This is a genomic window from Bacillus cereus group sp. MYBK139-1, assembly GCF_051916915.1.
GTDB lineage: Bacteria > Bacillota > Bacilli > Bacillales > Bacillaceae_G > Bacillus_A > Bacillus_A pacificus.
The window spans coordinates 59,984-86,024 of sequence record NZ_JBQAHO010000001.1; the positions used below are offsets into that span (position 1 = coordinate 59,984).

Genomic DNA, 26,041 nt, shown 5'->3' on the forward strand with positions numbered 1-26,041 from the left:
AGATTGCGGGTTTTTAGTGATGTTTTACGAATTTATTTTCTTAGTTCGAAAGGATTGACATGAAAAATAATTTTATGATAAAATAAAAAATTTGCTAAAAAAGTAATTGTGTGATAAGATTGAGAAGGTTACCATATATGGAGGTGGATTATTTGTTTCAAATTGGCGATAACATTGTTTATCCAATGCACGGAGCAGGTATAATTAAGGCCATAGAAGAGAAGGAAATCGCAGGAGAAAAACAACAGTATTATGTTATAAAAATGTCGGGTAGTAATATGGAATTAATGATTCCTGCAGGGAGAATATTGAGCTCAAATATACGGCCAGTCACGGATATAACGGCGATAGCACACATATTGGATGTTTTTCAACATGGAGAATCTGATAGATTACTTACGTGGAAACAAAGGTATAAATTGAACACTGATAAAATAAAGACGGGTAAAATACAAGAAGGTGCTGAAGTTGTACGTGATTTATTACGTATGCAGAAAGAAAAAGCCCTTAATGCAAGCGAAAAGAAAATGTTAGATAATGCACACGAATTTTTGATTAGTGAACTGGGATTAATTGAAGGTATCACAGAAAGTCAAATAAAAAGCTTTTGTTAAGATTCATTACAAATAATGTATTAGATCCCAAAAAAGGTTTTGAATTTTTTGGGAACATAATTATAGAAAATTAATCATTTCAAAGACATTCAACTCTTTCAAACCACTTTTAGAGCATTAACCTCTTTTGTTATTACTACAATCAACTCCATTTTTATTTTTTAATTCTTTATGAATTTTCGAAGTTTAATTACACACTTCGATAGAATAGTTACTTGATTTTTGCAATCCTGATTCACACTGGCACGGACGAGGAGCCGTAAGGATGAAAGAGAGGTAGGGCTTTCATTGTTTTAGGTTTATAAGTTATTATTTTTAGAAGAATACTGAACCACTCTCACTTCTGCTGCTAAGGAATTTTTTATATGTGAAGAGATAATAATTGTTTATTTTCTTTATATAAAAGAGATAAACGAATTGTTAGCCATATATGGTCAATTCAAAAAGGTTTCCTGCCTAGGAAACCTTTTTTTTATTTGTATCATTCTATTTTTTAATATTCGAATGTTCGATGGTAAAGGCGTATAAATTGACGTTACTATCTAAAAGTAAGTATGATGCGATTATAGTAAGAATTTTTTAGGGGGAAGAAAAATGACAAGTTCAAATAATAAAGCAGCAAGTATTTATGAAGGAACAAATATAAACGCTGGGGGATCTTTTGAAAATATTGAAGAAACAAAGTTGTTTAATCCGATTCAAATTGGATCTTGGTCTCTTCGTAATCGCATAGCAATGGCACCGATGACGAGATGTTTCGCAAATCATGAAACGGGAGTAGTTGGTACTGATGTAGTTGAGTACTATAGAAAGCGTGCAGCTGATGGAGTTGGATTAATTATTACAGAAGGAATCGTCATTAGCCCAAGAGCAAAAGGTAATCCGGGAGTACCAGGGATTTATACACAAGAACAAATCGACTCGTGGAAGCCTGTTACAGAAGCAGTACATAAAGAAGGCGGAACGATTATTGCTCAAATATGGCATGTTGGCCGTATGAGTCATCACGAGATAATTGGTGGACAAATGCCGCAAGCACCGTCTGCTATCGCTGCAGAGGGAAATGTTCCCCGTTTTCGTAAACCATTTGATACGCCAGAAGCAATGACGTTAGAAGAAATACAAGCAGTGATCGGTCAATACGCACAAGCTGCGAAGAATGCAATCGAAGCTGGGTTTGATGGAGTAGAAATTCACGGTGCACATGGATATTTAATTGATCAATTTACTTATGAGTTTGCAAATAAGCGTACTGATAAATACGGCGGAGACTTAAAGGAGAGGTTAACGTTTATGAAAGAAGTAACGGCGGCTGTAATAGAAGCTGTTGGAGCTAATAAAACACTTCTTCGTTTCTCTGCTTTCAAAGGTGATAATCCTACTTATATGTGGGAAAACCCTGAGCTTGCAATTGAAACGTTTGTAAATATGTTCAAAGAAGTTGGATTAACGATGATTCACCCTTCAACGATGAATTATACGGCAGTTATTGCTGACGGAAAGAATTTTCATCAATTAGTAAGAAAATATTGGGATGGTACGATCGTAGGAGTAGGGAATTTAAATCCGAAAGAGGCTGAAGAAGCGTTGCAAGAAGGAATAATTGATGTAGCGGCATTTGGAAGACCTTTAATTGCTAATCCAGATTTTGTTCATCGAATTAAAAATGCTGAAAGTTTAGTTGAATATGATGCGAAAGAGCATCTTGCTACATTAGTTTGAATAAAGATAAAAGGAGAACACATCGAGTGTTCTCCTTTTATTATGGATTTTCATAGGAGGAAGCGGGATGAGTGAAACGCTACTCGTTATTATTAGTATATTGCTCTTATTAATGCTACTATTAATCATTTTTTTTATTATTACATTTTTTATTAAAAAACGGACGCATCATTCTATATTAAAGCTACATCCATACTTAGGAAGGATGCGTTATTTACTTGAAAAGATAGGACCGGAATTTAGACAATATTGGTTTGATCATGATACGGATGGAAAGCCTTTTTCACGTTATGATTTTCAAAGTGTAATGTTTTTAGCAAAGTACCGTTCTGAAATACTTGGCTTTGGATCAAAACGAGATTTTGATACATCTGGTTACTATATTGCTAATACATTATTTCCGATATTAACAGAAGAATTAAGTGTGAATGTAGCGCAAGAACGTGAAGGAAAAAAGTATGTGATTCATAAAGAAGGGTTATTTTCACGAAGAGAAAAATTGACAGCGGATACAACGAATCTTTGGTTATATGAAGAAGATGATGCGGTTATCGTCGGTGAAAATCGTAAATATCCATGGAAACTGTATGGCATGTTTGGAGCATCGGCAACTTCTTACGGTGCGATTGGCGAAAATTATATTTTAGCGAGTGGGTTTGGCGCGAAGATGGCTGGCGGTTCGTGGATTAATACGGGAGAAGGTGGTGTAATACCAGAACATTTACATACAGGTGCAAATATCGTTGCGCAAATTGGTCCAGGATTATTTGGTTACCGTGATGAGGATGGTAAGTTTTCAATGGAGAAATTTATGGAGAAAGCAAAAGAAAGAAATATTAAAGCATTCGAATTGAAATTTGGGCAAGGGGCTAAAATACGTGGCGGTCATCTAGAGGGACAAAAAGTAAATGAGAAAATTGCTTCTGTTCGAAATGTACGAGAAGGAGAAACGATTAATTCACCGAATCGATTTTCATTTTTAAATAATGCAGCAGATACACTTTATTTTATTCAGCAGTTGCAAGAAAACGGCGGTAAACCTGTCGGTATGAAAATTGTAATTGGACAGCAGGAGCCGTTGGAAGATTTATTCAAATCGATGAAAGAGTTAAACATCTATCCAGATTTCATTACAATAGATGGTTCAGAAGGTGGATCAGGTGCGACGTATAAATCGATGGCAGATAGTATGGGGATGCCGCTTATTCCAGCGTTACTGACATGTATTGATACAGCGAATCATTATGGCGTTCGGGACAAATTCAAAGTGTTTGCCTCGGGGAAATTAATTACACCAGATAAAGTGGCAATTGCTTTAGCTATTGGTGCAGATGCTATAAATTCAGCACGTGGGTTTATGATGGCAAGTGGCTGTATTATGGCGCTCCAATGTAATTCGGGGCAATGTCCGTCTGGTGTGGCGACGACGAATCCTCATTATCAAAAAGCGTTAGATCCGTATGAGAAGAAATGGCGCGTAATGAATTATGTTGTTAGTATGAGATATAGTTTGTTCTCACTTGCGGCAGCAGCGGGGGTAAAGAGCCCGCGTCATTTAACGAGAGAGCATATTGTGTTTAAAGATGAGGTGGGGCGGATAGTTCCTCTTTCAGAATTGTTTCCTACTAGTAAATAGAAGATAAGCTATGTTTAATAGACTAAAAGTCATACATTTGTATGGCTTTTTTCTTTTAAAATTCAACTAATAAACGAATGAAAATAAGGTGTGAAAAAATGTCTTTTTATTTTCTGAATATTTTTACTTTAATTTATTTTGAAACCCGGGTAATCCACTGGGATAAAGGCGTTTATGAAGGTTTTCACATGCAGTAAAAAACACCTGTTCACTTGAAAGAACAAAAAATGTTTGTTAAGGTAGGGAACCATAAGCGAAAACAAGAAAATAGAAAAAGTCATTTTTCGAAATTTTGAATGGCTTATGTAACTAAGGGAGAGATTTGGTGAAGATTGAGATTATGGTTTCGCTTGCTATTTATATGGCAGGTATGTTGTATATCGGTTATTGGTCTTATAAGAAGACATCCGATTTATCAGATTATATGTTAGGCGGAAGGGGACTCGGTCCAGCAGTTACAGCTTTATCAGCTGGTGCTTCTGACATGAGTGGTTGGATGCTAATGGGATTACCTGGTGCGATGTATGCGACAGGGTTATCAAGTGTGTGGATTGCGATAGGTTTATTAATAGGTGCTTATGCAAACTATTTAATTCTTGCCCCGCGTTTGCGAACGTATACAGAAGTGGCTAATGATTCAATTACGATTCCAGACTTTTTAGAGAATCGATTTAAAGATCGTACGAAAATACTTCGTTTTGTCTCCGCTATCGTCATTTTAGTATTTTTCACATTTTATGCGTCGGCTGGTTTAGTATCAGGTGGACGTTTGTTTGAAAATTCTTTCAACCTTGATTATAAAATTGGTTTATTTGTAACTGTCGGTGTCGTAGTTGCTTATACACTATTCGGTGGTTTTTTAGCAGTAAGTTGGACCGACTTTGTGCAAGGGTGTATTATGTTTATTGCTCTCGTATTAGTACCAATTGTTGCTTTTACAGATGTCGGTGGTATAACAGAGACATACAATACGATTAAGCAAGTTGATGCATCGCATTTAGATATGTTTAAAGGGACCACAATTCTTGGTATTATTTCCTTTTTAGCATGGGGTCTTGGGTATTTTGGTCAACCACATATTATTGTCCGCTTTATGGCAATTACCTCTATTAAAGATTTGAAAACTTCTCGTAGAATCGGTATCGGTTGGATGGCGATTTCCATTATAGGTGCAATGCTTACTGGCTTGGTTGGTATCGCCTACTATGCTAAAAATAATGGGACATTACAAGACCCAGAAATGGTCTTTGTAACATTCTCAAACATTTTATTCCATCCGTACATTACCGGGTTTTTATTGTCAGCTATATTAGCTTCTATAATGAGTAGTATTTCCTCGCAATTACTTGTTATTTCAAGTGCAGTAACGGAAGATTTCTATAAAACATTTTTCCGTCGTAACGCAAGTGATAAAGAACTTGTATTTATCGGTAGACTGTCAGTTTTAGTAGTAGCTATGATCGCAGTTGTTTTAGCGTATCATCCAAGTGATACAATTTTAACACTCGTCGGTTATGCTTGGGCAGGATTTGGTTCAGCATTCGGACCTGCCATTTTATTAAGTTTATATTGGAAAAGAACGAACAAATGGGGCGTTCTTGCTGGGATGATTGTTGGTGCAGTAGTTGTAATTACTTGGGTACAAATTCCAAGTTTAAAAGCGACTATGTATGAAATGGTACCTGGATTCTTCTGTAGCTTATTAGCTGTGATTGTTGTAAGTTTAGTAACGAAAGAACCAGTTAAAGCAATTCATCTTGAATTTAATGAGATGGAAGCAGTGCTGGAAGAAGAAACGAAATGATTTGAAAAGGGAGTAAACGGTGAATAGCGTTTACTCCCTTTTCATTTTAAATGAAATAAGTAACTTGTTGACAAAGAAAAGTAAGTAACTTATAATAAGTGTTAAGTTTGAGGTAAATGATATTCTAAATCACGTTTTATCCCACTTTAATGGGCAGTAAAACCCCCACTGATTATGGTATTAAAGTGAGTAAATGTTTTTTGGAGACTATCTTGAAATCGAGATAATTTCGATAAGTTAAACGTTAATGTGTAATTTTATAATTAATATCTCGAATTCGAGATAAAATTATCATGACGGATTTTACTTTCTAGTATGGACAAAATGAATAATGAATTTTAATGTAAAGCAATTTTTATAATGAATTAAAAAGGAGTGGACGAAATGGAAAAGAAAACAATGGGGATACATCACATTACAGCAATTGTAGGACATCCACAAGAAAATGTAGATTTTTATGCTGGTGTATTAGGTTTACGTTTAGTGAAACAAACAGTAAATTTTGATGATCCGGGTACGTACCATCTTTATTTTGGTAATGAAGGAGGAAAGCCTGGAACAATTATTACGTTTTTCCCATGGGCAGGTGCTCGTCAAGGAGTTATTGGTGACGGTCAAGTAGGGATCACTTCTTATGTTGTACCAAAAGGTGCAATGGAGTTTTGGGAGAATAGATTAGAAAAATTCGATGTTTCATATACAAAAATGACTCGATTTGGAGAGCAGTATTTAGAATTTGATGATCCACATGGTTTGCATATAGAATTAGTAGAAAGAGAAGAGGGTGAATTAAATAATTGGACTTTTGGAGAAGTTACGCCAGAAGTAGCAATTAAAGGATTTGGTGGTGCGGTTCTATTATCGGCACAGCCTCAAAAAACTGCTGAACTGTTAGAACATATTATGGGTCTTGAGAAAATTGGAGAAGAAGGCGAATTTGTTCGATTCCGTTCTTCTGCTAAGATTGGAAATATTATCGACTTGAGGTTATCAACAATCGGTCGTGGCCAAATGGGCGTTGGTACAGTGCATCATATTGCTTGGAGAGCGAGTGACGATGCTGATCAGCTAGACTGGAAAGAGCATGTGTCCCGTTTTGGATACCACGTAACTCCTGTACAAGATCGTAATTATTTTAACGCAATTTATTTTAGAGAACATGGTGAAATTTTATTTGAAATTGCAACAGATCCTCCTGGTTTCGCTCATGATGAATCGTTAGAGACGATGGGTGAGGAATTAAAATTACCGGAACAATATGAACAGCATAGAAAACAGATTGAACAAACGCTTTTGCCGTTTGAAGTGAGACATTTAGATTAAAGTGATTGAAAGGGGAAAAGGATTATGATGAAACATGTTTTTCAAAAAGGAAAAGATACGTCAAAACCAGTGTTGTTATTACTTCATGGTACAGGAGGAAACGAATTAGATTTATTACCACTTGCAGAAATAGTTGATCCGGAAGCATCTGTATTAAGTGTTAGAGGAAATGTATTAGAAAATGGCATGCCACGTTTCTTCCGTAGATTGGCAGAAGGCATTTTTGATGAAGAAGATTTGATTTTCCGTACGAAGGAATTAAATGAGTTTTTAGATGAAGCTGCAAAAGCATATGAATTTGATAGAAATAACATTGTAGCTATCGGGTATTCAAATGGAGCAAACATTGCGGCAAGCTTATTATTCCATTACGAAAATGCGTTAAAAGGTGCTGTGCTTCATCACCCAATGGTGCCTAGAAGAGGAACACAATTGCCTAATTTAGCTGGGAAATCCGTGTTTATTGCTGCTGGGACAAATGATCCAATTTGTTCATCTTCTGAGTCAGAGGAATTGAAGCTACTATTAGAAAATGCAAACGCTAATGTAACAATGCATTGGGAAAATAGAGGACATCAATTAACGATGGGTGAAGTAGAAAAAGCAAAAGAATGGTATGGAAAAACAGTTCTATAAGTATAAATAATAAAAGAAGCATCTGCTAATCGTTAGCAGATGCTTCTTTTATTATTTAAGACTGGATTGCAAGGTGGGGTGAAGAAAGTGGTAGGTGAATATCGACGACCGTACCTTTATTTAATTCACTTGAAATGTGTAATTTACCATGATGTTCTTCAATTATTTTGTAACACATCATTAATCCTAGCCCTGTGCCTTTTTCTTTTAAACTATAAAACGGTTCGCCTAAACGGGAGATACGCTCTTCTGGGATACCGCAACCTTCATCGATAATCCGTATTAAGATGAAATTACCCTCTAATGGTTTTGTTTGGATGAAAATATTTCCGCCATTTGGCATTGCTTCAATCGCATTTTTTAATATATTTATAAAAACTTGTTTTAATTGGTTACCGTCACATTGAATGTCATATACGTAATCAAAATGATCCATAATGATATGAACGCTATGCATAATTGCGGTTGGTAAAATAAATGTAACTACCTCTTCAATTAAAGTTTGTATGTTACAAGTTTGGATTGCTAATACTTGTGGTTTAGACATCGCCATAAATTGACTCGTGATAGATTCCATCTGTGAAATTTCACTTAACATAACATCGATATACCACTTCTGCTCCTCATTTATTTCAGGGAGTAGCAATGTTAGAAAACCTTTTAGAGAAGTGAGTGGATTTCGAATTTCATGAGCAATTCCAGCTGTCAGTTGTCCGACTACTGCCAGCTTTTCAGATTTTCGTAATAACTTTTCCGTTTCCTTTAGCTCAGTAATATCTCTTCCCATTACGATAAGACCTTTACGGGAGCCGTCAGGGTGATAGAGAGGAACTTTCGATATACTTAAGATTAGGTCGAAATCATCTCTATGAATAATAAATTCTTCACCATGAAGAATTTGTCTTTGTTGCCATGCTAATTCATCGACTTCTTCACAATGTAAAAAAGCTTCTCGGTACGCTTCATTATATTGAATGAGTTCACTATCTTTTTTTCCGTGGTAAGGTACATGATGGAAATTGAAGCAAGAAAGTGCGTAGTCATTTGCTTCAAGCCAGCGCCCTTCATGATCTTTAAATATAACAAACGCAGGCATGGAGTTGACTAATGTACGTAACCTCTTTTCACTTTCTTTCAGCTTTTTCTCAATTCTTTCTGATTTTTCAAGAGGCTTCATAATGGCATATACGCCAGTTAGACGATTTTGGACAAAAATAGGAACTAGTTTTGTCACGACGTCTAATAAGAATCCATCTTTATGATAAATAGATAAAATATACTCTTGTTGATTATCCGCTTCCGTATTCTTTATATTTTGTAATACTTGCTCAGAAATATGAGCTTCTAAAATAGAGGTAATGCTTTTCCGCTCTAATTCTGAAGAAGTGTAACCTAGTATTCTTTCAGCAGAAGGATTAGTGTGTATAATAATTCCCTCTAAATTTAATGAAATAATACCATCAGGGTTGTGTTCGAACAGAGATGCGTACATTTCTGTTAATGAACAATCTTGTATATGGTTGCGTAAACGTCTAGAAATGTTCGGATGACGTTTTCTTTCAGTTGATGAATATTTTTTACGACTCATAATAGTTCCTCCGTACAAATAGCATCTAAAAAGATTTGTCTATTCATAACTATAATATAGATGTAATGTGTATTTCTATAAAAAATGGAAGTTATAGAATAAATTTTGTTTTCTTTATTTTTGCAAAGTGAGTGCAAGGTGATAATAAGGGGGGCTTATATTATTTTATAAATTATTTGTAAGTTACAGGAGTAGGTTTTCCTTATAACATTAGGGTAGAAGAGGAGGAGAGAAAATGAGAAATTATATTCAAGGGATCGATCATGTACAAGTAGCTGCGCCTGTAGGGTGTGAAGAAGAAGCACGAGAATTTTATGGTAAAAAAATAGGTATGGAGGAAATCCCGAAGCCAGAGGAATTAAAGAAGCGTGGTGGATGTTGGTTTAAGTGTGGAAATCAAGAGATTCATATCGGAGTTGAGCAAAACTTCAATCCAGCAAAAAAGGCGCATCCAGCTTTTTATGTTTTAAAAATTGATGAATTTAAACAAGAGTTAATAAAGCAAGGTATGGAAGTAATAGATGACCATGCACGTCCAGATGTAATTAGATTTTACGTATCAGATCCGTTCGGAAATCGAATTGAATTTATGGAAAATAAAAACTAGGTGGAAATCCACCTAGTTTTTTAACCTTTTCTAAACAATCCTAATACTTCAACCGTTTCGGTAATGTTAACGAATGCATGAGGGTCAATTTCAGAAATTGTTAATTTCATACTTGCTAATTCTTCTCGAGAAACAACGGTCATAAGTACACGTTTCTTTTCGCTAGAATAAGCACCTTCGCCATCAAGTAATGTAATTCCACGTACAACAGTTGAAAGAAGTTGTTTTTTCATTTTTTCTGCTTCATTTGTTACAATCATAAGTGTAACCTTTCGATGTTTCGTATGAATAGCATCGATAACTTTACCAGTTACATAAATGGAAAGTAAGCTTGTAAGAGCAACATCCCAAGTGAAGAAGAATCCTGCAATAATAACAACGACTGCATTTAAAATAATAAGGAATCCACCAAGTTTAATGTCTCTTTTGCGAGACAACAACATACCGATAATATCAAATCCACCAGTTGATCCATTACAGTTAAAAACAAGACCGATACCAGCTCCGGCAATGACACCACCAAAGATAGATGATAAAAGCGGATCTGTTGCGACGACTTTCACTGGAACATAGTATAATGCAACAGATAATACAATAACAGAGATAATCGTGTTAAAAATTACTTTTTTTCCAAGACCTATGTATCCTAAAATAAGGATAGGTAAGTTTAATACAAAGTTAATAATACCTGTGTTTACAGGAGTTACAATCCCTAAAATAATAGCAATTCCGCCAATTCCACTACTTAAAATTTTGTGGGGGATAAGGAAAAGATTAAAGGCAATCGCAATAATAATAGAACCAATAATAACACCAAGAAATCTGACCATCTCTTTCCCGTCCTTCACTAAAAAATTCATATTATTTCAAGATTATATATGATATTGAAAGTTTTGGGTAAAAACAGTTTATTTCGGGAAATTTGATTAATCAAAAGAATTTGAGTATTTTATCATTTGAAAGGGGATACAGTTGTGAAGATAAAAACATATCAACAGAAAAGCCCGTTGAAGCAAGAATGTGAGGATTCTTATTTTTGTAATGAAGAAAAAAAGATGTATGGTGTATGTGACGGTGCAACACCACTCGTCCCATTTCGTGATGAACAGGGACATAATGGAGCATACATCGCTTCGCATTTATTTGCAAGTTATTTTGCTTCATTACGTGAAAATCATAGTTTACCAGTTGCAGTTGCAAAAGCAAATGAAGCATTGCAAAGGGAAATGTTGGAATATAAGGTAGATACGAGAAAAAAAGAGCATTTGTGGTGCACATGTATTGCGGCAGTTCAAATAGGTGGAGAGAAAATTGAATACGCACAGTTAGGGGACTGTATGATTGTCGCAATACTTCGAAATGGAACAATACAAGTATTAACGAAAGACACAGTTGAAGGAATTAGCAAACGAGCAAAAAAGAAGAGAGAAGAAGATCGTAAACAAGGGTTATCTGTACTAGAAGAACATGTTTTTCAAGATGTGCGAGAACAGTTAAAATATAATCGTTATCTTGCAAATATGCAGGGCGGGTATTCCGTTGCAAACGGAATGAAAGAAGCGATACATTATTTACAGCATGGTGAATTACATATAGATGAAGTGAGCGGAATTTTTATTTGTTCAGATGGATTATTCCACCCAGATTGGTCGCTCGAACAAGCTGTTGCATATATAAGAAAGAATAGTATAAGTGAATATGTAGCAATTATCGAAAAGCTAGAAGGAGAAAAGAGAATAAGACCAGATGATAAAACAATGATGATGATTGATTTTTAAGGGAGGATGTTCAAATGGAAATTAAATGTGTTAATTTAACATTTCAAGATGAATTAGTTCCTTTAGAAAAAGTGAATAAACTGATTATCCACCATACATCCGAAGATGGATGGGATGTATATCAAACACATGAATTTCATCAAAAAGTAAGAGGATGGAGCGGGATTGGTTACAATTATTTTATTGAAGAAGATGGAACCATAGTTGAAGGACGAGGTTTACATATTGGAGCACATGCGAAAGATAATAATAGGGATACAATTGGAATATGTATGACGGGTAATTTTGATAAATATGATCCAACCCCTGCACAAATGAATGCAGTATATTCTTTATGTAAAATATTTATGAAGCAGTTTGCTATAGAGAAAGAGAATGTACTCGGTCATAGAGAGCTAGAAGGAGTTACAAAAACTTGTCCTGGAAAGCGTTTTTCTATGGTAGAGTTAAGAAACGTACTATCATAAATATAGAGGAGTAACAAATGATGATGAATATAAAAATACCAAATGATAAAAAAGAAGAGCTAGTAGCACAAATTCAGCAATTTTTCGTTGAAGAAGATTTAGATGAAATTGGACGCTTCCAAGCAGAGCGTTTAATAGAAGAAATGCTTAAATTAGTAGGACCATTTGCATACAATCAAGCAATTGGAGATGCTAGAAAGCTTGTAATAGAGAAATTATCTAATATTGAAGAAGATTTGTATGTGTTAGAGAAGAATGAAGGGAAATAAAAAAGACTAGAAATTCTAGTCTTTTTTTTATTTGATTGATAGAAAAAACATGGAGAAAACACGGGAAGGACATTGAAAATACACCTTTTGTTTTTAGAATATTCTTAGTTTTAAAATACTTCAGAAAGGGAGAGTGTAATGAGATTAACGCCAAGAGAAATTGATAAACTGCTAGTAGTTGTTGCGGCTGATTTAGCTTATCGACGAAAGGAGAGGGGGCTTAAGTTAAACTATCCAGAAAGTATCGCTATTATTACGTATGAAATTTTGGAAGGAGCAAGAGATGGTAAAAATGTGGCGGAATTAATGGAGCTTGGAAAAAATATTTTAAGTGCTGAAGATGTTATGGATGGTATTGCAGACATGATATCAGATATTCAAGTCGAGGCAACTTTTCCTGATGGAACAAAATTAGTAACTATTCATCAACCAATTCATTAAAGGAAGTGAATGTTATGATTCCAGGGCAATATATTCTTGCGAAAGAAGACATAGTATGTAATGGAGATAAAAAAGTAACGAAAGTTAAGGTGTTAAATCAGGGAGATAGACCTATTCAAATTGGATCTCATTACCATTTTTATGAAGTGAATGAGGCATTAAAATTCGATCGTAGTGTAGTAATTGGACAACACTTAAATATTCCAGCGGGTACAGCTGTAAGATTTGAACCTGGAGATGAAAAAACGATTGAATTAGTTCCATATTCCGGGGAACAAAAAGTGTATGGATTTAAAAATAAAGTGGATGGCGATATTCAATCTTACACAAAAAGAGGGAGATAGCATGAGTTTTAAGATGTCACGTAAACAATATGCTGATTTATACGGTCCAACTACAGGAGATTCTATTCGTTTAGCGGATACACAATTATTCGCACACATTGAGCGAAATGCCACTGTATATGGTGATGAAGCTGTCTTTGGCGGAGGAAAATCAATTAGGGATGGTATGGGACAAAATTCACAACTTACAAGGGAACAGGGGGTTGTGGATGTTGTTATTACGAATGCAATTATTATTGATTATACGGGAATATATAAAGCGGATATTGGTATAAAAGATGGGAAAATTTCAGCAATTGGTAAGAGTGGTAATCCTTCGGTTATGGATAATATTGATATCATCATTGGAACATCGACGGAAGTAATTTCTGGTGAGCGAAAAATCGTTACAGCTGGAGGTATCGATACACATGTACATTTCATATCCCCACAACAAATTGATACAGCATTAGCTTCAGGTATAACAACTTTAATTGGTGGGGGAACAGGACCGGCAGAAGGGACTAAGGCAACTACAATAACACCTGGATCTTGGAACTTAAGAAAAATGCTAGAAGCAGCAGAAGCTTTTCCAATAAACCTTGGATTTTTAGGGAAAGGAAATAGTTCAAGTCTACCTGCCTTGGAAGAACAAATATTTGCAGGGGCTATCGGATTGAAAATTCATGAAGATTGGGGAGCGACTTCTTCCGCAATTAATCACTCGTTACAGATTGCTGATAAATATGATATTCAAGTCGCTATTCATACCGATACGTTAAATGAATGTGGTTTTGTGGAAGAAACGATAAAAGCTATTGATAATCGTGTTATTCATACGTACCATACTGAAGGGGCTGGAGGTGGGCATGCACCAGATATTATAAAGATTGCTGCACTAAATAGTATTTTACCATCTTCAACGAACCCGACCTTGCCATATACAGTGAATACGCTGGATGAACATTTAGATATGCTTATGGTATGTCATCATTTAAAAGCCAATATTCCAGAAGATGTAATGTTTGCAGATTCAAGAATTCGAAAAGAAACAATTGCGGCAGAGGATATTTTGCAAGATTTAGGGGTTTTCAGCATGATTAGCTCTGACTCACAGGCGATGGGAAGGGTTGGAGAGGTTATTATTCGCAATTGGCAAACCGCCGATAAAATGAAAAAGCAGATTGGTAGTTTAGAGGGAGATAAAGAATATAACGATAATAATAGAATTCAACGCTATATAGCGAAGTATACAATTAATCCAGCTATTACACATGGGATTTCAGAATATGTCGGCTCTATTGAAGTAGGAAAGTACGCTGACCTTGTAATATGGGATCCGCAATTTTTTGGTGTTAAGCCAGATATGGTTTTGAAAAACGGGATGGTGGTGATGGCATTAATGGGAGACGAGAATGCTTCGATTCCTACACCACAACCATATTATGAAAAAAAGATGTTTGGTGCATATGGAAAAGCAGTACAGTCCAGTTCGATTACATTTGTATCGAAAGTAGCTTATGAGAATAATATTAAAGACAAATTAGGTTTAAATAAAGTTGTATTACCTGTTAAAAATACGAGAGAGATTTCGAAGCAAGATATGAAGCTAAATAATGCAACACCAGAAATTGAAGTGGATCCGCAGACATATGAAGTTAAAGTTGATGGAAAAGTAATCACGTGTGAAGCAGTAGATGTACTACCTATGGCTCAAAGATATTTTTTATTTTGATATAACGGGGGAGATAAAATGATTATTGAAAAAATTAATAACAACGTATGCAATATGGATGATTTTTCAAATACAAAAAAGCATCTTGATAAAATATTGATTTCTAGTGAGCTTTTACTGAAGAGGGTTCAGAAACTATATTCAGAATCTGGTTTTGAAATTGGGGTGTCTTTAGGTAGTGGAGAAACATTAAAGAACGGTGATATTTTATATGAAGATGAAAATCGAATTGTATATATTGAAGTATTACCAGAAGAAGTAATTGTAATTACTCCAACATCAATAAAAGAAATGGGAATTATTGCTCATAACTTAGGCAATAGACATTTACCAGCACAATTCGATGAAGGGTGCATGATTTTGGCGAATGACTACTTAGTAGAAGATTTACTTAAAAAGGAAGGTGTTCCTTATCAAAAAGAAAATAGAGTATTACCAAAACCGTTCAAGCATGCTTCACACAAACATATTTAACCTACTTAACCTACTCCAAATTAGTGATTCTAACTTCCCAACAGGAAGTTTTAGTCACTCTTTTGGATTAGAAACGTTTATTCAAGAGGGACAAGTTACAAATAAAGCCGGATTTTTCAAATGGATGAATCGATATATAAAAGTGCAATTAACATACACGGACGGCTTAATTTGCAAATATACTTACGAAGCAATTAAGAATAATGAGGGAGAACAAATTATATTTTTAGATGATTTAATAACAGCACAAACATTGCCTTTTGAATGTAGAAAAGCAAATAGAATGATTAGTAAAAGTACTTCTAAATTATTGTGTGAATTGTTTTCATTTGTAAATTTAAATATATATAAAGAAAATATTATAGGTAATAAATTACAAGGTCATCCGAGTATCGTATATGGAATATTAGGAGCGGAATTGAAAATGACAATAGAAGAAACCCTCTTAGTTTTCTTATACTCAAGTGTTGGAAGTATAATTCAAAACGGTGTGAGAGCCATTCCTCTTGGACAAACAGACGGTCAAAAACTATTACAAGAATGTCATGGATTAATCTGTGAATCTATTGATAGAATTCAAATACTTTCATTAGATGATTTTGGATTGAATGATCCTGAATTCGAAATAAATCAAATGCAACATGAAGATGTAAATGTAAGGGTCTTCATGTCATAGGGAGGAAAAATAAAATGATAAAGCCTATTAAAATTGGTATCGGTGGCCCGGTAGGTGCTGGGAAAACAATGTTAGTTGAAAAGTTAACAAAACATCTAAATACAGATTATGAAATTGCAGCAATTACAAACGATATTTATACGAAAGAAGATGCAAAGATTTTATTGAAAACAGGTGTTTTACCAGAAGATAGAATTATTGGTGTAGAGACAGGAGGGTGTCCACATACAGCAATTCGAGAGGACGCTTCTATGAATTTTGAAGCAATTGAAGAACTCATGATTAGACATAATAATTTAGATATTATTTTTATTGAAAGTGGGGGTGATAATTTAGCTGCCACATTTAGTCCGGAGCTAGTGGATTTTTCAATTTATATTATTGATGTGGCGCAGGGAGAAAAGATTCCACGGAAAGGTGGGCAAGGAATGATTAAATCTGATGTATTTGTAATTAATAAAACGGATTTGGCACCTTATGTAGGGGCAGATCTTGGAGTTATGGAGCAGGATACAAAACATTACCGACATAATAAACCATACTTTTTTACAAATTTGAAGGATGAGGAAGGTTTACAAGAATTAATAAATTGGATGCGACAAAACATTATGTTAGAAGGATTGAAAAAATGAAATCTCCTACAGGTGTCTTAAACATTGATGTGATGGAAAAGAGAGATAAAACCGTACCTATTAAGGTTTATCATAAAGATGCCTTAAAAGTAACGCAGCCGATATATTTGGACAAGTATGGTAGAGCATATTACTATATTATGAATTCTGGTGGAGGCTATTTAAAAGGAGATTTCTATTCTATAAATATAAATGTTGGTAAAGATGCGAAAACATATATAACAAGCCAATCCGCAACGAAAGTTTACAAGACTCCAAATAGTTATGCTTTGCAAGAATTGAATTTTTATATTGGTCAGAATGCTGCTATGGAATATCTACCAGACCCGTTAATTATGTACAAGGACGCAGCATATAAGCAAAAAACAAATATATATATGCAAAATAATTCTACATTGATTTTATGTGATTCAGTTACGCCTGGCTGGTCGCCGAATATGGAGAAGTTCACATACCAATATTTTGATTCGCTAACAAAAATATATATGGAAAATAAACTTGTAGTATATGATCATTTATTGCTAAACCCTTTTAAAGAGTCATTAGATCAAATGGGAATATTAAATCAATATTCCCATTATGGTACTTTCATAGTTATTAATGAGAACGTTACAAATGACTTAATTGCAGCATTAAAAACATCGTTTTCTAACACTAACAATATGAAGATTGGAATAGCTTCTACGACATGTAAAGGCTTTGTCATACGCATACTTAGTCATAATACAGAGGATATGGAGTCTATATTTTTTCAGTGTCATCGTTTTGTTAGAGAAAATTGTCTGCATGAAGAATTAACATCCTATCGAAAATATTAAGTAGGAGAAGGGGATACTATGACTAATGTGGGATTATTATTTGTTGGTGCAGTTCTATTTATGAATTCACTAGCAGCTTTTAAACTCATTGATAGCAAAAGTGTAGGGTACTTTAATTTATTTGTAGGGGCACTACAAACTTTGACACCATTATATTTATTATTTACAGGAAGTCAATCCGATGAGTGGACTATCCTATCTAATGGAACTATCTTTTTATTTGGTTTTACTTATTTATATGTTGGTCTTACAAATATACTAAAACTTGATTCTTCAGGTGTAGGTTACTATTCTCTTTGGGTTGCTATCATTGCAACGGTTATGGGAATAGTGAATCAATTACATGAGAGTGGAGGCCTACAAAGTACAATAATTTGGTTCTTTTGGGCATTCCTTTGGTTTTTATTTTTCCTGCAAGATGGGTTGAAAAAGAAGATTCATATTTATGTAGGAATTGTATGCTTCGTTGAATCTTGGATTACTGCAACAGTACCAGCTCTGTTAACACTTACAAATCATACAGATGTGTTAAATAATTTTGTAATTATTTTAGCGACTATTATAACGATCGTAGTTTTTATTATGGCACTTTTCGTTTTCAAAAGTATTCAATTTAAAGTAGAAAGGGCTAGTAACTATGTGGAAAAGTGAACTGAAGAAGGCAACTAAATTTTTTGTTATTATTATATTTCTTCATGTGCTTGGGATTCTCTTATTATTACCAGCACTGTATAAAGGTAATAGCATAATTGGAATGGCTATTATTGCATATTCTTTAGGATTGCGTCATGCGTTTGATAGTGATCATATTGTCGCAATTGATAATACTGTTCGGAAATTAATTGAAAAAGGTAAAAACTCACAGGGGGTGGGATTTTACTTCTCATTAGGACACTCTACAGTAGTATTTGTGATGATTGTATTAATTGCTTTAATTGGAAAAACGGCAAAACATGGAATGGAGAGTTTTTCTACTATAGGCGGTATTATTGGTACAATCGTTTCTAGCACATTCCTTATTATTATCGGTCTTACCAATCTGTTGTATCTTATTAAAGTGTTACGGAGCCAAGAAGATACGCAACCAGAAAACTTAGGGTTTATATATCGTTTCGCACAACGTTTATTTAGTTTTATTAATAGTCAGAAGCAATTGTATATGATCGGTTTTTTATTTGGGCTCGGTTTTGATACAGCAAGTGAAATTGGATTAATTGCTCTTTCTACAGTAACTGCAACAAGTCAATCTATTCCACTTGTAAGTATATTTGCTTTCCCCATTTTATTTGCTGCAGGAATGTCATTGATGGATACATTAGATAGTACATTCATGAATACGAATTATAAGTGGGCAATGGAAAATAATCGAATAAGAAATTCGTATAATGTATTAATTACCTTAATATCTGTTATAACGGCTTTTTTAATAGGGGGATATCAACTATTATCTTTGCTTATTGAAAGCTATAATTTACAGGGACCGTTTTGGAATCTCATACAGGTAGTTAATTTTGATTATTTGGGTATATGTCTTGTTGTATTCTTTATTATTTCTCTTATTGTTTTTGTTGTATGGAATAGAAATGCCTTTAAAGAGCCACTTACAAAAAGTATAGAGAAATAAAAATATATCATATGTTATGTGGTTCATTATGTATATAAAGTAAAACACGTTAGATGAAAATACATCTAACGTGTTTTTATTATTTATGCTCTTTATATTCATGTACTTTTTCTTTCACATTGCCAACCGTATCTTTAGCAGTGCCTTTTACTTTATCCCATTTTCCTTCAGCTTGTAATTTTTTATTGTCAGTTACTTTCCCGACAACTTCTTTTACTTCGCCTTTTACTTTATCAATAGCACCTTCTACTTTTTCTTTTAAACCATGATCATGTTTAGTCATACATTTCTCCTCCTTGTAGTTTGATTAGAGTTCTCTTTTCATATTGCAAGTTGAATGATGTATCTAATAATAGCGTAACAAATACAGTTTGAATATTCAAATGATTAATGGTATAGAAAAGGAATTGTCATAGAATGTATAAGATTGTAATGGAAGGAGAAGGAATGTTAATTATATGTCTTTTGCAGTCCATATTGATTTTGTATAAGCAATTTTCATATGGGCACGTTCCATATTATTTTGACTGCTGCTACCGAATTTTGCTTGTCCGACTATTAAATGACAATTGGATTCAATAGCTGTCTCAATTCGTTTTTGAATTAAGGCAGTATGACAGCCTTTACGCTGAAATTCTGGCAAAGTAGCAGAAGCAGCTAATGAAGCAATCCCATTATTTATGTACAGAACACCAATGCCTGCAGGAGTATTTTGAACTTCGGCTATGAAAAAATGCCATCCTGGTTTATTATAAAGAATTTCGTTATTTTGGCGCACACCATCTTTTGTAAAGGATGGCATGTTAAATCCACGCACATATATGTCTGCAAAAATATGAAATTCATTTTCTTTTAGTTGGCGTACTGAAATGTTAGAAGGAAGAAGGGATGGATCTTCTCTCGGTATACTATATAAAGCGGTATGGAAGCTAGATTGATAAAAACCTTTTTCAGATAAGTAATGAAATAGTTCAGCTATACCTTGAGCGGGTGTAATTTCAAAACGACAAGGGATTTGTAGTGATTGATAATAAGAGATAATTTCATCTAACTCATCTGTATTTGTAAATGTAATACCTTTTACCGTATTAAAAGCCGGACCAGCAATTACTTTTGATGAAAAAGCAGTGGCACTACCGAACTTTGTCATTTGTACTTGCATTGGATTTTCGTTTATTGCTTGTAATAGCGTTAATCTAGAAGAGAGCATATGTATTTCTGCGTTTTCAATTTCTTGAGCTGTATTAAACGTCATAATTGTACTCATAAAGTTCCTCCGTCAATAAATATATTTCATAGTACATATACGATGTTTGTTCTGAGATTCCTGTTGAAATGTAAGAGAATAAGAGGTTTTTTGGAAGGGAAATGGAAGTGAACTGTCGAAGGGAGTAGAAATAGATTAAAGGTGGTGCTCTCATGAAACAGAAAGACGTGCAGACATGCTCTAATTGTGGTTCTCAAAATATAGGAGAAGGTGAGTTTGTCGGTTATGCACAAATACGGAAAAAGGAGACGATGTTCACATCTTCACCAGTAGATGCTTATATTTGTACAGATTGCGGGAATGTCCTTTTATTAAAAGTACGACATTATGAAAAGTTTAAGCAGAAGCCGTTATGATTATTGAGAAGTGGTTTTATTAGAGAAATTAATAGGAGTAATATTTTACATATATATGAATACGCCTTATATAAAGAGATGACAACATATACTGTGTGGGATGCTTATTAATCGTTGCACAACATGCAAAAATGTATAGAAGAAATTGTGAATTAATATGAGAAAGAAAATTAGCCCTTCTTGGAATATTTCATATCGAAAACTCCTTTAAATGAATAAGGGAGTTTTTATTTTTTATAACAAAAATTACCTTTAATTGTTATAATTAGTTATTAGGAGAGGGTGATTTATTAACGCCACAATCTTAGAAGAAAAATAGCTAAATCGTATATAAAACCGCTATATAACACAATCGCAACCGTAAGTTGACAAAGTGCAACCACAGGAAGATAGAGATAAGTGCAATGTTTACATACAATTTAGGTAAGAAAACAAAGGGGGACACACATATGGGATTTGGTGAGAAGCTTTTTAAATTAAGAAAAGAAAAAGGTCTTTCTCAAGAAGCATTAGCCGAGAAATTAAACACAACAAGGCAAGCGGTTAGTAAATGGGAAAACGGTCAAGGTTTTCCTGAAACTGAAAAGTTAATAATGATTGGAAATGTATTTGAAGTATCACTTGATTATTTATTAAAGGAAACTGCTGAGCAAAGTAATGAAAATGTAGATGGATATTACGTAAGTCAGGAAATGGCAGAAGGGTATGTAGTGTATGGACAAAAAATTTCTAAATATATTGCGTTAGGATTTAGTTTGCTCATTTTATCGACAATACCGTATTTATTATTTAAAGAAAATGCAACAATGTCGACATTCCTTGTCATTATTATTGCTGTTCTTGGAATTGGAGCAATGATGGTACCTGCAACGATAGAAGAGAGTCGATACAATGTATTGAAAAAAGAAGAACTATTATTTGATCAAAACTTTCTAAAAGAATTGACAAAAAGATATGCGGTTATTAAGAAAAAGTATGCAGCAGTAATGATCATTGGATTTTGTTTTATAGCCGCAGGCGCAATACCGTTTGTGTTTGAGAAAAAGCATATCACTTCAGGAGAATTAGTGCAGTATTACCCTTACTGTGTTGTACTTATTGCAATTGGAGTCTATCTTTTTGTTCGTGTGTTAGGAGTATTAGAGGTGTATCGAATTTTAGTAGAAAATAAAGAATATAGTAATCGTCTTATTTTTAAACTGAAAAAGAAAGTGAGAGAAAAAGTGGATAATTTTTAATAGGAAAAAACATACTTTTATGAAAAGTTAAGATAGGAGTGTAATGATGTCAAATCTTCTAGAAATTGAAAATTTAAGTAAATCATTTGGAAACAAAGTTGTTTTAAGAGATGTTTCTTTCAATGTGCCGTCTGGATCAATTGTTGGATTCATTGGTGACAATGGGGCAGGGAAATCAACAACTTTTAAAACAGTACTACAATTAATTTCTAAAGATAGTGGTACAGTCAAAATATTTGGTAAAGAAAATATAAATAAAGATGCCAAGAATAAGGGGAAGATTGGAGTCGTATTTGATGCTATGAATCTCCCGGCTCATCTTACAATAAAACAACTAAATAAGGTTTTTGAAAAGATGTTTGACTCTTGGGATAGAGAAAGTTTTTACCGATTAGTTCATTCTTTCTCTTTACCTATTTATGAAAAAGTAGGTAGGTTTTCCCGTGGAATGTCGATGAAACTATCTATAGCTGTTGCATTATCACATAATGCCAAATTATTAATTCTAGATGAAGCGACGGGAGGTCTTGATCCTTCATCTAGGGAGCAGGTGTTAGAGGAATTAAAAAGTTTTGTGAATAAAAGTAATGGTGGTATATTACTTTCTTCACATATTATGAGTGATGTAGAAAAAATAGCTAGTCACCTTATTGTGATAAAAGATGGAGAAATTTTATTGAATGAAGAAAAGGATAAGGTTTTAGACAATTATGCCATTGTAGATGTTGATGAGGAACAACTAACTTTAATCAACAAAGATATAGTTGTGGTGAAAAGGAATAATGGTTCTTATTTCAATGTACTTGTATCAGATGTGCATAAACTACCAAATGGGATTGCTCATAGAACCATTTCGATAGAAGAAATAAGTGTTTTATTAACAAGGAGTGAAAAATAAATGAAAGGTTTATTATTGACAAACTATTATCTAGTGTATCGAACTTTCTTTACGTTCATGGGGATAGCGATATTAGGATCGGGATTTGTTTTTTATTTTGGTAATGCTTCAATGTACCGTTTAATTGCTATATTCATTATCTTATTTGCTGCAATTCCTGCACTTGAAGTTATTAAGTATGAGAGTAAGTCGGGTTATGAAAAATATGTACTTACTTTACCGATTACTAGAAATAACATTGTGCAAAGTCACTACCTTTTCTATTTTATAGTTGTAATTATTGGTACTTTATTATCGTATAGCATATTTTACGTACATGCTTCAGTTTCAGATACGCCAATTGATGATGATATATTTAAGAGTGTTTCTTTAGGGACGTTCATCATCCTTAATGCCGGAGCAATAGCCTATCCACTCCTCTATATTTTTGGAGCAGAAAAATCTGATGCTATTACAATTGGAGGCGCATGTGGGGGACTTGTTATTTATTTTGGATTACAAAGTGTAATTGGCTATTTAATAGAACAATTTCCAATATCAAATTTAAATTTATCTGTATACGTTTCAATTCTATATACAATATTTGGCGTTATCATATATATCTTTTCTTTTGTTATTTCGGTATTTATATATCGTAAGAAGGAATTTTAGTATATTTTTTCTTAGTATTTTCTGAATTATTTCCAAAGAAATAATTCAGAAAATACAGAAAAATATCGTAATTATTTACGAGAGTCTGTTATAATAAACGAAAAATAAAAACGCTTTAAAGGGGGATATAACCAATATGATGATGAATGTACCGCTAACAATTAGTTCTATGATGGAAAGAGCAGAAAAATTGTTTTCAAAGAAAGAAATTGTTTCACGGACACATGATACAATTACGACGTTAACGTATAAGCAGTTAGGTGAAAGGACGAGAAGGCTTTCCAGTGCGTTAAAAAAGTTAGGAATTAAGGAAGGCGAGCGTATAGGAACGTTAGCGTGGAATCATCATCGACATGTGGAAGCGTATTTTGCTATTCCAGGTATTGCTTCTGTTTTGCACACAATTAATATTCGTTTATCCCCTCAACATATTTCATATATTATTCAGCACGCAGAAGATCGCATTCTACTTATAGATGAAGATCTCGTACCGCTCGTTGAAAATATTCAATCACAACTATCAGCTGTACAAGCTTACATTATTATGACTGATAAAGATGAACTTCCAAATACTACGCTAGAACCTGTATATTATTATGAAAAGCTATTAGAAGAAGGCGATCCAAATTTCCAATTTGTAAAAGATATTGATGAAAACACACCTGCTGGTATGTGTTATACGTCGGCGACTACAGGAAATCCAAAAGGTGTTGTATATACGCATCGTAGTACTGTATTGCATTGTATGGCACTTGGTTTAGCGGATACAGCTGCTTTATCGGAAAGTGATGCAGCAATGGCGATTGTACCGATGTTCCATGTGAATGCTTGGGGACTTCCTTTCGCTGCTACGTGGTTTGGATCAAAACAAGTTCTTCCAGGACCGATGTTTACGCCAAAAATTTTATTAGAAATGATCCAATCTGAAAAAGTGACGTTAGCTGCTGGTGTGCCGACAATTTGGCTTGGTGTATTACAAGAGTTAGAAAATAATAGTTACGATTTATCTAGTATGACGAGAATACTATGTGGTGGTGCAGCTGCACCGAAAAGTGTTATTAAAGCATTTGAACAGAAACATAATGTTCCTTTCATCCATGCATATGGTATGACGGAAACGAGCCCACTCGTAACACTTGCGCGTTTAAAAAGTTATGAAACAGAATTATCGTATGAAGAGCAATTAGAAATTCGATCAAAACAAGGGTATCTTGTACCTGGTGTAGAGATGAAAGTAGTCGGTACAAATGGTGAAGTGAAGTGGGATGGTACAGAGATGGGAGAACTTTGTTTACGAGCACCATGGATCGCTGAAAGCTATTATAACGATGAGCGTACTGTCGAAGGTTTTCGTGATGGATGGTTATATACAGGAGATGTTGTCACAGTCGATGAGGAAGGTTGCGTGAAAATTGTTGACCGTACGAAAGATGTTATTAAAAGCGGAGGCGAGTGGATTTCTTCAGTTGACCTTGAAAATGCTTTAATGGCACATGATGCTATATTTGAAGCAGCTGTCGTTGCCGTTCCTCATCCGCAGTGGCAAGAGCGACCAGTTGCCTGCGTTGTTCAAAAGAAAAATAGTACAGTAACAAAAGAAGAAATATATGCGTTTTTAAAACCGCAGTTTGCAAAGTGGTGGTTGCCAGACGATATTGTATTTATGGACGAAATACCGAAAACATCTGTTGGGAAGTTTTTAAAACAAGCGCTTCGGAAAGAACTTGAGCACTTGCATAAAGGGAAATAATGGAATTCATATTTGTAAACCTATTATAAAAACAAGTTGACAAACTCTAGGTAGAAATATAATATAACTTTTATAATATGTTATCTGAAAATCGTTTTTAGTTTACAAATAGGAGAAGCAAATATGAATACAAAAAACTTAGTTTTCGTCGCTTTATTTAGTTCTATTATGGGAGTGTTAGGATTAATTCCTCCAATTGCTCTTTCTATTACACCAGTTCCAATTACATTACAATCACTTGGTGTTATGCTTGCTGGTGGACTGTTAGGATCACGTCTTGGTGCATTAAGTCAACTTGTTTTCTTACTTATAGTAGGAGTTGGAGCACCATTACTTGCTGGTGGACGTGGTGGCTTTGGTGTATTTGTTGGGCCAAGTGCAGGATATTTACTTGGTTATATTGTTGGAGCGTTTGTCATTGGTTATTTAATTGAGCGTTTACATGAAGTTTCTATAATAAAAGTATTATGCATTAATATAATTGGTGGTATTTTCGTAGTTTATGTGTTTGGTATCACTGTACAAGCTTTCTTAATGGATGTTTCTATATGGGAAACGATGAAAGTAAGTGCTGTGTTCTTACCAGGGGATTGTATAAAAGCAATTATTGCAGCAGTTCTTGTAACAAAATTACATCGTTCATTGAAACATATTATTACGCCTGCTTTAAAGAGTGGGAAATATACAAATGCGGGATAAAAAAGAGAAGAAACA

General features: G+C 34.2%; 29 protein-coding genes. 25 read left to right on the top strand and 4 right to left on the bottom strand.

Features of this window, described 5'->3' with window-relative positions:
* Window positions 1-152: 152 nt before the first annotated feature.
* The 6 genes from ACTFRS_RS00290 (at window position 153) to ACTFRS_RS00315 (ending at window position 7,735) form a co-directional block, all read left to right on the top strand.
* Window positions 153-614, top strand: coding sequence for a CarD family transcriptional regulator (locus ACTFRS_RS00290; protein ID WP_205689052.1), 462 nt, complete (start codon window positions 153-155; stop codon window positions 612-614).
* A gap of 594 nt (window positions 615-1,208) precedes the next feature.
* Window positions 1,209-2,336: an alkene reductase gene (locus ACTFRS_RS00295; RefSeq protein ID WP_000204411.1), complete on the top strand. Its 1,128-nt coding sequence runs from the start codon at window positions 1,209-1,211 to the stop codon at window positions 2,334-2,336.
* A 67-nt stretch (window positions 2,337-2,403) separates the two neighbouring features.
* The gene (locus tag ACTFRS_RS00300) at window positions 2,404-3,972 is read left to right on the top strand and encodes an FMN-binding glutamate synthase family protein (RefSeq protein WP_000005191.1); all 1,569 of its coding nucleotides are present in this window, start codon (window positions 2,404-2,406) and stop codon (window positions 3,970-3,972) included.
* Window positions 3,973-4,297: 325 nt separating this feature from the next.
* Window positions 4,298-5,776 carry a sodium/proline symporter PutP gene (putP, locus tag ACTFRS_RS00305; RefSeq protein WP_242293769.1) on the top strand — a complete coding sequence of 493 codons (1,479 nt, stop codon included), beginning with the start codon at window positions 4,298-4,300 and terminating at the stop codon, window positions 5,774-5,776.
* A gap of 384 nt (window positions 5,777-6,160) precedes the next feature.
* Window positions 6,161-7,099: a ring-cleaving dioxygenase gene (locus tag ACTFRS_RS00310; RefSeq protein ID WP_242268605.1), complete on the top strand. Its 939-nt coding sequence runs from the start codon at window positions 6,161-6,163 to the stop codon at window positions 7,097-7,099.
* 24 nt (window positions 7,100-7,123) lie between these two features.
* Complete coding sequence (locus ACTFRS_RS00315; RefSeq protein WP_139866344.1) at window positions 7,124-7,735, top strand: alpha/beta hydrolase; 612 nt, start codon at window positions 7,124-7,126, stop codon at window positions 7,733-7,735.
* Window positions 7,736-7,790: 55 nt separating this feature from the next.
* On the opposite strand, the gene ACTFRS_RS00320 is transcribed toward ACTFRS_RS00315, so the two are convergent.
* On the bottom strand, window positions 7,791-9,323 hold the full coding sequence (locus tag ACTFRS_RS00320) for a BA3702 family sensor histidine kinase (RefSeq protein ID WP_242293770.1): 1,533 nt from the start codon (window positions 9,321-9,323) through the stop codon (window positions 7,791-7,793).
* A gap of 235 nt (window positions 9,324-9,558) precedes the next feature.
* Here ACTFRS_RS00320 and ACTFRS_RS00325 point away from each other — a divergent pair, with 235 nt between their 5' ends.
* Complete coding sequence (locus tag ACTFRS_RS00325) at window positions 9,559-9,930, top strand: VOC family protein (RefSeq protein ID WP_139866343.1); 372 nt, start codon at window positions 9,559-9,561, stop codon at window positions 9,928-9,930.
* Between the two features lie 20 nt (window positions 9,931-9,950).
* Here ACTFRS_RS00325 and ACTFRS_RS00330 read toward each other — a convergent pair whose 3' ends face one another.
* A complete protein-coding gene (locus tag ACTFRS_RS00330) occupies window positions 9,951-10,760 on the bottom strand; it encodes a YitT family protein (RefSeq protein WP_087967243.1) in 810 nt (269 codons plus the stop codon).
* Between the two features lie 126 nt (window positions 10,761-10,886).
* On the opposite strand from ACTFRS_RS00330, the gene ACTFRS_RS00335 reads away from it, so the two are divergent.
* The 12 genes from ACTFRS_RS00335 (at window position 10,887) to ACTFRS_RS00390 (ending at window position 19,167) form a co-directional block, all read left to right on the top strand.
* Window positions 10,887-11,708 carry a protein phosphatase 2C domain-containing protein gene (locus tag ACTFRS_RS00335; RefSeq protein ID WP_440024548.1) on the top strand — a complete coding sequence of 274 codons (822 nt, stop codon included), beginning with the start codon at window positions 10,887-10,889 and terminating at the stop codon, window positions 11,706-11,708.
* 14 nt (window positions 11,709-11,722) lie between these two features.
* Entirely contained in the window at window positions 11,723-12,175 is a 453-nt protein-coding gene (locus tag ACTFRS_RS00340) for a peptidoglycan recognition protein family protein (RefSeq protein ID WP_062821818.1), read from the top strand.
* Window positions 12,176-12,192: 17 nt separating this feature from the next.
* Entirely contained in the window at window positions 12,193-12,444 is a 252-nt protein-coding gene (locus tag ACTFRS_RS00345) for a DUF2164 domain-containing protein (RefSeq protein ID WP_139866341.1), read from the top strand.
* A gap of 138 nt (window positions 12,445-12,582) precedes the next feature.
* Window positions 12,583-12,885 carry an urease subunit gamma gene (locus tag ACTFRS_RS00350; RefSeq protein WP_001241327.1) on the top strand — a complete coding sequence of 101 codons (303 nt, stop codon included), beginning with the start codon at window positions 12,583-12,585 and terminating at the stop codon, window positions 12,883-12,885.
* A gap of 14 nt (window positions 12,886-12,899) precedes the next feature.
* Window positions 12,900-13,229 carry an urease subunit beta gene (locus ACTFRS_RS00355; RefSeq protein WP_000612159.1) on the top strand — a complete coding sequence of 110 codons (330 nt, stop codon included), beginning with the start codon at window positions 12,900-12,902 and terminating at the stop codon, window positions 13,227-13,229.
* 1 nt (window position 13,230) lies between these two features.
* Window positions 13,231-14,943, top strand: coding sequence for an urease subunit alpha (gene ureC / locus ACTFRS_RS00360; RefSeq protein WP_139866340.1), 1,713 nt, complete (start codon window positions 13,231-13,233; stop codon window positions 14,941-14,943).
* Between the two features lie 18 nt (window positions 14,944-14,961).
* The gene (locus ACTFRS_RS00365; protein WP_000582801.1) at window positions 14,962-15,417 is read left to right on the top strand and encodes an urease accessory protein UreE; all 456 of its coding nucleotides are present in this window, start codon (window positions 14,962-14,964) and stop codon (window positions 15,415-15,417) included.
* Window positions 15,395-16,093: an urease accessory protein UreF gene (locus ACTFRS_RS00370; protein WP_139866339.1), complete on the top strand. Its 699-nt coding sequence runs from the start codon at window positions 15,395-15,397 to the stop codon at window positions 16,091-16,093. The genes ACTFRS_RS00365 and ACTFRS_RS00370 overlap by 23 nt, the downstream gene beginning before the upstream one ends.
* Before the next feature lie 14 nt (window positions 16,094-16,107).
* Window positions 16,108-16,725 (top strand): urease accessory protein UreG, encoded by a 618-nt coding sequence (ureG, locus tag ACTFRS_RS00375; protein WP_000594924.1) that lies wholly within the window; start codon window positions 16,108-16,110, stop codon window positions 16,723-16,725.
* The gene (locus ACTFRS_RS00380) at window positions 16,722-17,543 is read left to right on the top strand and encodes an urease accessory protein UreD (RefSeq protein ID WP_000841917.1); all 822 of its coding nucleotides are present in this window, start codon (window positions 16,722-16,724) and stop codon (window positions 17,541-17,543) included. The genes ureG and ACTFRS_RS00380 overlap by 4 nt, the downstream gene beginning before the upstream one ends.
* Before the next feature lie 18 nt (window positions 17,544-17,561).
* The gene (locus tag ACTFRS_RS00385) at window positions 17,562-18,194 is read left to right on the top strand and encodes an AmiS/UreI family transporter (protein ID WP_000185992.1); all 633 of its coding nucleotides are present in this window, start codon (window positions 17,562-17,564) and stop codon (window positions 18,192-18,194) included.
* Entirely contained in the window at window positions 18,181-19,167 is a 987-nt protein-coding gene (locus ACTFRS_RS00390; RefSeq protein WP_139866338.1) for a HoxN/HupN/NixA family nickel/cobalt transporter, read from the top strand. Before ACTFRS_RS00385 ends, ACTFRS_RS00390 begins: the two co-directional genes overlap by 14 nt.
* 79 nt (window positions 19,168-19,246) lie before the next feature.
* Here the strand turns inward: ACTFRS_RS00390 and ACTFRS_RS00395 are convergent, their stop codons facing one another.
* Together ACTFRS_RS00395 and ACTFRS_RS00400 are read right to left on the bottom strand one after the other, a co-directional pair.
* Window positions 19,247-19,450 carry a CsbD family protein gene (locus tag ACTFRS_RS00395; RefSeq protein WP_000160408.1) on the bottom strand — a complete coding sequence of 68 codons (204 nt, stop codon included), beginning with the start codon at window positions 19,448-19,450 and terminating at the stop codon, window positions 19,247-19,249.
* Between the two features lie 171 nt (window positions 19,451-19,621).
* Window positions 19,622-20,434, bottom strand: a complete 813-nt coding sequence (locus ACTFRS_RS00400) for a GNAT family N-acetyltransferase (RefSeq protein WP_139866337.1) — start codon at window positions 20,432-20,434, stop codon at window positions 19,622-19,624.
* A 152-nt stretch (window positions 20,435-20,586) separates the two neighbouring features.
* Between ACTFRS_RS00400 and ACTFRS_RS00405 the strand changes: the two genes are divergently transcribed.
* The 6 genes from ACTFRS_RS00405 (at window position 20,587) to ACTFRS_RS00430 (ending at window position 26,026) form a co-directional block, all read left to right on the top strand.
* Window positions 20,587-20,790, top strand: a complete 204-nt coding sequence (locus ACTFRS_RS00405; protein ID WP_000810212.1) for a hypothetical protein — start codon at window positions 20,587-20,589, stop codon at window positions 20,788-20,790.
* 449 nt (window positions 20,791-21,239) lie between these two features.
* Window positions 21,240-22,028, top strand: coding sequence for a helix-turn-helix domain-containing protein (locus tag ACTFRS_RS00410; RefSeq protein WP_139866336.1), 789 nt, complete (start codon window positions 21,240-21,242; stop codon window positions 22,026-22,028).
* 46 nt (window positions 22,029-22,074) lie between these two features.
* Window positions 22,075-22,926 (top strand): ABC transporter ATP-binding protein, encoded by an 852-nt coding sequence (locus ACTFRS_RS00415; RefSeq protein ID WP_139866335.1) that lies wholly within the window; start codon window positions 22,075-22,077, stop codon window positions 22,924-22,926.
* Window positions 22,927-23,577, top strand: a complete 651-nt coding sequence (locus ACTFRS_RS00420) for an ABC-2 transporter permease (protein WP_139866334.1) — start codon at window positions 22,927-22,929, stop codon at window positions 23,575-23,577.
* A 136-nt stretch (window positions 23,578-23,713) separates the two neighbouring features.
* Window positions 23,714-25,327, top strand: coding sequence for a long-chain fatty acid--CoA ligase (locus ACTFRS_RS00425; RefSeq protein WP_139866333.1), 1,614 nt, complete (start codon window positions 23,714-23,716; stop codon window positions 25,325-25,327).
* Window positions 25,328-25,450: 123 nt separating this feature from the next.
* A complete protein-coding gene (locus ACTFRS_RS00430; RefSeq protein ID WP_440024539.1) occupies window positions 25,451-26,026 on the top strand; it encodes a biotin transporter BioY in 576 nt (191 codons plus the stop codon).
* Window positions 26,027-26,041: the final 15 nt, after the last annotated feature.

Coding starts and splice junctions, on each gene's coding strand:
- ACTFRS_RS00385 (WP_000185992.1), top strand. CDS start 17,562: ATGACTAATGTGGGATTATTATTTGTTGGTGCAGTTCTATTTATGAAT.
- ACTFRS_RS00405 (WP_000810212.1), top strand. CDS start 20,587: ATGAAACAGAAAGACGTGCAGACATGCTCTAATTGTGGTTCTCAAAAT.
- ACTFRS_RS00310 (WP_242268605.1), top strand. CDS start 6,161: ATGGAAAAGAAAACAATGGGGATACATCACATTACAGCAATTGTAGGA.
- ACTFRS_RS00345 (WP_139866341.1), top strand. CDS start 12,193: ATGATGATGAATATAAAAATACCAAATGATAAAAAAGAAGAGCTAGTA.
- ACTFRS_RS00370 (WP_139866339.1), top strand. CDS start 15,395: ATGCTTCACACAAACATATTTAACCTACTTAACCTACTCCAAATTAGT.
- ACTFRS_RS00295 (WP_000204411.1), top strand. CDS start 1,209: ATGACAAGTTCAAATAATAAAGCAGCAAGTATTTATGAAGGAACAAAT.
- ureG (WP_000594924.1), top strand. CDS start 16,108: ATGATAAAGCCTATTAAAATTGGTATCGGTGGCCCGGTAGGTGCTGGG.
- ACTFRS_RS00340 (WP_062821818.1), top strand. CDS start 11,723: ATGGAAATTAAATGTGTTAATTTAACATTTCAAGATGAATTAGTTCCT.
- ACTFRS_RS00300 (WP_000005191.1), top strand. CDS start 2,404: ATGAGTGAAACGCTACTCGTTATTATTAGTATATTGCTCTTATTAATG.
- ACTFRS_RS00365 (WP_000582801.1), top strand. CDS start 14,962: ATGATTATTGAAAAAATTAATAACAACGTATGCAATATGGATGATTTT.
- ACTFRS_RS00355 (WP_000612159.1), top strand. CDS start 12,900: ATGATTCCAGGGCAATATATTCTTGCGAAAGAAGACATAGTATGTAAT.
- ACTFRS_RS00395 (WP_000160408.1), bottom strand. CDS start 19,450: ATGACTAAACATGATCATGGTTTAAAAGAAAAAGTAGAAGGTGCTATT.
- ACTFRS_RS00410 (WP_139866336.1), top strand. CDS start 21,240: ATGGGATTTGGTGAGAAGCTTTTTAAATTAAGAAAAGAAAAAGGTCTT.
- ACTFRS_RS00320 (WP_242293770.1), bottom strand. CDS start 9,323: ATGAGTCGTAAAAAATATTCATCAACTGAAAGAAAACGTCATCCGAAC.
- ACTFRS_RS00380 (WP_000841917.1), top strand. CDS start 16,722: ATGAAATCTCCTACAGGTGTCTTAAACATTGATGTGATGGAAAAGAGA.
- ureC (WP_139866340.1), top strand. CDS start 13,231: ATGAGTTTTAAGATGTCACGTAAACAATATGCTGATTTATACGGTCCA.
- ACTFRS_RS00390 (WP_139866338.1), top strand. CDS start 18,181: ATGTGGAAAAGTGAACTGAAGAAGGCAACTAAATTTTTTGTTATTATT.
- ACTFRS_RS00430 (WP_440024539.1), top strand. CDS start 25,451: ATGAATACAAAAAACTTAGTTTTCGTCGCTTTATTTAGTTCTATTATG.
- ACTFRS_RS00315 (WP_139866344.1), top strand. CDS start 7,124: ATGATGAAACATGTTTTTCAAAAAGGAAAAGATACGTCAAAACCAGTG.
- ACTFRS_RS00330 (WP_087967243.1), bottom strand. CDS start 10,760: ATGGTCAGATTTCTTGGTGTTATTATTGGTTCTATTATTATTGCGATT.
- ACTFRS_RS00420 (WP_139866334.1), top strand. CDS start 22,927: ATGAAAGGTTTATTATTGACAAACTATTATCTAGTGTATCGAACTTTC.
- ACTFRS_RS00400 (WP_139866337.1), bottom strand. CDS start 20,434: ATGAGTACAATTATGACGTTTAATACAGCTCAAGAAATTGAAAACGCA.
- ACTFRS_RS00350 (WP_001241327.1), top strand. CDS start 12,583: ATGAGATTAACGCCAAGAGAAATTGATAAACTGCTAGTAGTTGTTGCG.
- ACTFRS_RS00425 (WP_139866333.1), top strand. CDS start 23,714: ATGATGATGAATGTACCGCTAACAATTAGTTCTATGATGGAAAGAGCA.
- ACTFRS_RS00325 (WP_139866343.1), top strand. CDS start 9,559: ATGAGAAATTATATTCAAGGGATCGATCATGTACAAGTAGCTGCGCCT.
- ACTFRS_RS00415 (WP_139866335.1), top strand. CDS start 22,075: ATGTCAAATCTTCTAGAAATTGAAAATTTAAGTAAATCATTTGGAAAC.